The sequence below is a fragment of the Leisingera sp. F5 genome, assembly GCF_001593695.1.
Map to the genome: position 1 here is coordinate 1 of NZ_LUKH01000177.1, position 4250 is coordinate 4250.

A 4250-nucleotide genomic window follows, 5' to 3' on the forward strand; every position below is an offset into this window, starting at 1 on the left:
ATTTTCGAGATCGTAAAGTCGATCAACGAGCAGGAGGGCGTGACCTTCCTGCTGGCTGAGCAGAACACCAACGTCGCCCTGCGCTATGCCCATTACGGCTATATCCTGGAATCGGGCCGTGTGGTGATGGACGGCCCCGCGGCTGAGCTGCGGGAGAACCCGGATGTGAAGGAATTCTACCTCGGCATGTCGGATGAAGGGCGCAAGAGTTTTCGCGACGTGCGGTCCTACCGCCGCCGCAAGAGGTGGCTGAGCTGATGCGGGGAGATGAAGTGATGACCTTTTTTGACACGCTTGAGACCCGCAGCGCAGATGAACGCGCCGCAGATCTTGCCAAGGCTTTGCCAGAGCAGATCGCCCGCGCCCAGTCCGCTTCCGGGTATGCAGAACTGCTGGACGGTGTGGATCCGGCGGCGGTGACATCGGCCGAGGCGCTGGCGGCATTGCCGGTGCTGCGCAAGTCGGAGCTGAGCCGCGCCCAGGAGGCCAACCCGCCGTTTGGCGGCTTTACGGTGAAGCCTGCGACCGGCTTTGCCCATGTTTTTCAAAGTCCGGGCCCGATTTATGAGCCGGGCGGGGTGGATGGCGACTGGTGGCGGATGGGGCGATTCCTGAACGCTGCTGGGGTCGGCCAGGGAGATGTTGTCCAGAACTGCTTTGGCTATCACCTGACGCCTGCGGGCATGATCTTTGAAAACGGCGCCCGGGCTGTTGGCGCAGCGGTACTGCCGGCCGGCACCGGCCAGACCGAACTGCAGGTGACCGCGGCGCGTGATGTCGGCGCCACCGCCTATGCCGGAACGCCGGATTACCTGAAGGTGATTCTGGACAAGGCCGATGCGATGGGCGTGGCGCTGGCCTTCACCAAGGCGGCGGTGGGCGGCGGCGCGTTGTTTCCTTCCCTGCGCCAGGAGTATGCTGATCGCGGGATTTCCTGCCTGCAATGCTATGCCACCGCCGATCTGGGCAATATCGCTTATGAAAGCCCGGCGATGGAGGGGATGATCGTCGACGAGCATGTGATCGTCGAGATTGTCACCCCTGGCACCGGCAATCCGGTGGCGCCGGGGGAAGTGGGCGAGGTTGTGGTGACCACTCTGAACCCCGATTACCCGCTGATCCGCTTTGCCACCGGCGATCTGTCGGCGGTGATGCCGGGTGTCTCGCCCTGCGGCCGCACCAACATGCGAATCAAGGGCTGGATGGGCCGGGCCGACCAGACTACCAAGATCAAGGGCATGTTCGTGCGCCCCGAGCAAGTGGCGGCGCTGGTCGAGAAGCATGACGAAATCGTCAAAGCGCGGGTGATTGCCAGCCGCGATGGCGAGATGGACGCGATGACCGTGCAGATTGAGTCTCAGGGCGGCGATGCGGCGGCTTATGCGCGCTCGGTGATCGAGGTGCTGAAGCTCAAGGGCAAGGTTGAAGTTGTGGCACCGGACGCTTTGCCCAAGGACGGGCTGGTGATCGAAGATCAGCGGACCTACGACTGACCCTCCTGTTAATTGGAAGGGAACGGGCGCCGGATGCCGGCGCCCGTTTGTTATTCAAGGAGCCTCTGTGGCCTGCGCCGCGCTTTCCGGCTGGAATTTCTGACTGGAATGGTCGAAATAGGGCAGTGTAAAACTTCTGCAGGACCCGTAACCCCCGCAAATGACTGTTGCCAATGATCTCATAGAGTACGCTCCGCACGGACGACGGCGCGGTGGCAAGACCGGCGGCGGTATCTTTTCTGTGCTGGCCTGGGTGGTGGCGTTGTCCTGCCTGCTGCCAATGGTGGCAGTGGCGCTGGCGGCGGCGTTTGGCGGCACCGGGACCATAAGTCACCTGGCTGAGACCGTTCTGCCCGGTTACTCGCTTACCACACTGGCGCTGGTGGCGATGGTGGCGCTTGGCACTTTTGCCATCGGCACGGGGTCGGCCTGGCTGGTGACGATGACGCGGTTTCCCGGTGCGCGGTTCCTGGAAATAGCGCTGGTGCTGCCGCTGGCGTTTCCGGCCTATGTGCTGGCCTATGCCTATACCCATGTTCTGGATCATCCCGGCATCGTGCAGTCGACTTTGCGCGAAGTGACAGGCTGGGGGCCGCGTGACTACTGGTTTCCAGAGATCCGCTCAACCGGAGGGGCGGCGGCGATGCTGGTGCTGGTGCTTTACCCCTATGTCTATTTGCTGGCGCGGGCGGCCTTCATGCAGCAGAGCGCCGGTGCATTTCTGGCGGCGCGAGCACTTGGGAAGAACGCCTGGCAGGCATTCTGGCTGGTCAGCCTGCCGATGGCACGGCCGGCAATTGCCTCTGGCGTCCTTCTGGCGGTGATGGAGACCATCGCGGACTTCGGCACGGTTTCCTATTTCGGAGTGCAGACCTTTGCCACCGGGATTTACACCAGCTGGTTCTCGCTGGGCGACCGGGGCGGGGCGGCGCAGCTGGCTCTGTGCCTGTTGGGCTTTGCCCTGACGCTCGCCGTAGCGGAGCGGGCGACACGGGGGCGGGCGAAGTACCATCACGCAGGCAAGCATCATAACCAGATGCCGCCGGCCGAGCTGAAGGGGCCCCAGGCAGCGGTCGCGGCCTTCTTCTGCGCGGTGCCGGTGGTGCTGGGATTTTTGCTGCCTGTGGCGGTGTTGTTCCTGATGAGTTTTGAGTCTGAGCAGAACCTGTTCAGCCGGCGCTATATCGATTTCACTGCCAACTCGATCACTTTGGCGGCAATTGCTGCAGTTCTGACCGTGGCAGCCGCAGTGTGCCTTGGCTTTTACCAGCGGCTGCGGCCAGGGCAGGTGTCCTCAACCGCGGCCTATTTTGCGCGGCTGGGCTATGCGGTGCCGGGCGGGGTGATCGCGGTGGGGCTGATCGTGCCTTTTGCCGCCTTTGACAACGCGCTGGATGCCTGGATGCGGGAGAGTTTCGGCATCCGCACCGGGCTGCTGGTGACAGGATCGATCTGGCTGCTGGTCGCGGCTTACGGCGTGCGGTTCATGGCCGCCGCGCTTGGCGCCTATGAGGGCGGTCAGGCCACTATGCATTCCAACATGGATGCGGCGGCGCGCTCCTTGGGGCAGGGGCCGCTTGGGATGCTGCGCCGGGTGCATCTGCCGATCCTGACGCCCAGCCTGCTGACCGCGCTGCTGATTGTGTTTGTCGATGTGATGAAGGAGTTGCCCGCGACGTTGATTATGCGGCCGTTCAATTTCGACACGCTGGCGGTGCAGGCGCACCGGCTGGCGGCGGATGAGCGGCTGGAGGGCGCCGCGGTGCCTTCGCTGGTGATCATGGTGGTGGGGCTGTTGCCGGTAATTCTGATCTGCCGTCAGGTGGGACGGCGGCGCTAGGCGCAAGAATTTTGGAAAATTCTTGCCAAGAAAATTTGAATTTTCTTAGGCCGCCCACCAGGCCTCTATCTCATCGCGGGAAATCCGGTTTGCCGGACCCAAGCCCACCAGCACGGTTTCCTCAGCCTCACAGCGTTTGGCCTCGACATGGCAGCCTACCACATGCAGCTCATAGGCGCCTCCGGTGGTCAGCACAAAGCCTTTCATCCGGTAAAGTCCCGCGGGCCGGGCCGCCAGCTTGTCCCCCAATGCGCGGCGGTCCAGCACATCGCTGCTGCGGTGCTGCCAGGTGGCATAGGCGGGATGTGCGGTAACGGCGCCGCCCTTGGGCAGCGGCATCACGTCGAACAGCAGCTGGGCCACGGGCGACCCATTCAGCACGGTGGGAGTGCGGGCGCCGGCCTTCGTCAGCAGGGCAGAGACCGCTTCGGACATGTCATCGCATTTGGTGACGATCACAAGGTCTGCCGCACGGATCTGCTGCTCTGCCTGCGGTGCAACCAGCGGGTCGCTCAGCAGGGTTTCGGCATTTTCCGCATCCACCAGAGTAACGATACCGCCATAGCTCAGTCCGCTTTCATTCAGCACCGAATTGGCGATGGAGACCGGATCGGAAATGCCGCTGGCCTCGATGACCAGATGATCCGGACGGCCTGGCCGGTTCAGGATGTCGCGCAACGCGAGGGACAGGTCATCGCCCATCGTGCAGCAGGCACAGCCATTGGTGAGAGCAATCGTGCCGCCAGCGGTGTCCTGGATCAGAGCGTCATCAATGTTGATTGCACCAAAATCATTCACGATCACAGTCAGCTTTAATCCGTGATCTTCGGCCAAAAGGCGGTTGATTAACGTGGTTTTGCCAGCGCCCAGATAGCCGCTGATAATCGTTACCGGCAACCGGTTCATACGCTCTGTTC

3 protein-coding genes and 1 pseudogene are annotated in these 4250 nt (G+C 62.7%); 3 read left to right on the plus strand and 1 reads right to left on the minus strand.

Annotated elements, in window-relative coordinates:
• From A2I95_RS26725 to A2I95_RS26735, 3 genes and pseudogenes are all read left to right on the plus strand, one after another.
• Positions 1 to 258 (plus strand): annotated as a pseudogene (locus A2I95_RS26725) (ABC transporter ATP-binding protein); the annotation flags it as partial.
• A 17-nt stretch (positions 259 to 275) separates the two neighbouring features.
• Positions 276 to 1493, plus strand: coding sequence for a phenylacetate--CoA ligase family protein (locus A2I95_RS26730; protein ID WP_027257208.1), 1218 nt, complete (start codon positions 276 to 278; stop codon positions 1491 to 1493).
• A 160-nt stretch (positions 1494 to 1653) separates the two neighbouring features.
• The gene (locus A2I95_RS26735; protein ID WP_291734785.1) at positions 1654 to 3333 is read left to right on the plus strand and encodes an iron ABC transporter permease; all 1680 of its coding nucleotides are present in this window, start codon (positions 1654 to 1656) and stop codon (positions 3331 to 3333) included.
• A 45-nt stretch (positions 3334 to 3378) separates the two neighbouring features.
• Here the strand turns inward: A2I95_RS26735 and A2I95_RS26740 are convergent, their stop codons facing one another.
• A complete protein-coding gene (locus tag A2I95_RS26740; RefSeq protein WP_291734787.1) occupies positions 3379 to 4239 on the minus strand; it encodes a GTP-binding protein in 861 nt (286 codons plus the stop codon).
• Positions 4240 to 4250 lie beyond the last annotated feature (11 nt).

Coding starts and splice junctions, on each gene's coding strand:
- A2I95_RS26735 (WP_291734785.1), top strand. CDS start 1,654: ATGACTGTTGCCAATGATCTCATAGAGTACGCTCCGCACGGACGACGG.
- A2I95_RS26740 (WP_291734787.1), bottom strand. CDS start 4,239: ATGAACCGGTTGCCGGTAACGATTATCAGCGGCTATCTGGGCGCTGGC.
- A2I95_RS26730 (WP_027257208.1), top strand. CDS start 276: ATGACCTTTTTTGACACGCTTGAGACCCGCAGCGCAGATGAACGCGCC.